Annotated in this window: 1 pseudogene; it reads left to right on the forward strand. The window is 69.8% G+C overall.

The features are described 5' to 3' along the window. Positions 1–775: pseudogene (locus ACTJLF_RS34630) on the forward strand (RHS repeat-associated core domain-containing protein); the annotation flags it as partial.

A 775-nucleotide genomic window follows, 5' to 3' on the forward strand; every position in this document is an offset into this window, starting at 1 on the left:
CCCCTGGGGCGCACCACACGGCTGCGCTATGACGGCGAAGGCCGCCTTCTGGGCAGCCACGATGCGGACGGCACGCGAAGCGGCCAGGACCACGATCCTGCCACCGGCCGGCTGCTGGCGATCACCGATGCCGCAGGCAGCATCACGCGATTCGTCTACGACCGCTGGGGCCGCCGCACGCAGACGGTGTGGCCCGACGGCAGTGTGGAGCGCGACGAGTACCCCGCGCCCGAAGATGCGCCGCTGACCTGCGACCTGCCCGAGCGCAGGGTGGACGCACGCGGCGGCATCGTGCAGTTCGCATGGAACCCCGCCGGCCAGTTGGTGCGCTACACCGACTGCTCGGGCCACGCCAGCGAGACTGAATACGACCGATGGGGGCAGCGCATCCGCCACACCGACCCGCTGGGGCAGAGCGTCCTCTATGAGTACGACTTCGCGGGCGATCTGCGTGCGGTGCATCGCGCGAACGGTCACACGATCCGCTATTCCCGCGACGCGGCCGGACGCGTCACGCAGCGCCAGCCGGCCGAGCAGCAGCCCGACCATGTCGCTGGGTTCGCTTACGACCTTTGGGGCCGCATCACGCGCCGCTGGCAAGGCGGACACGACGTGCAGTACGAGTACGACGCGGCCGGGCGCCTGATCCGCCTGACCAATGAGAACGGTGCGCATGCCCGCTTCGAATGGGATGCCATGGACAGGCAGGTCTGCGAAGAGGGTTTCGACGGGCGGCAGCAGACCTATCGCTACGACGCCGCGGGCCAGCTCGTGG

Source organism: Variovorax sp. 22077 (assembly GCF_052044195.1).
GTDB classification, from domain to species: domain Bacteria; phylum Pseudomonadota; class Gammaproteobacteria; order Burkholderiales; family Burkholderiaceae_C; genus Variovorax; species Variovorax atrisoli.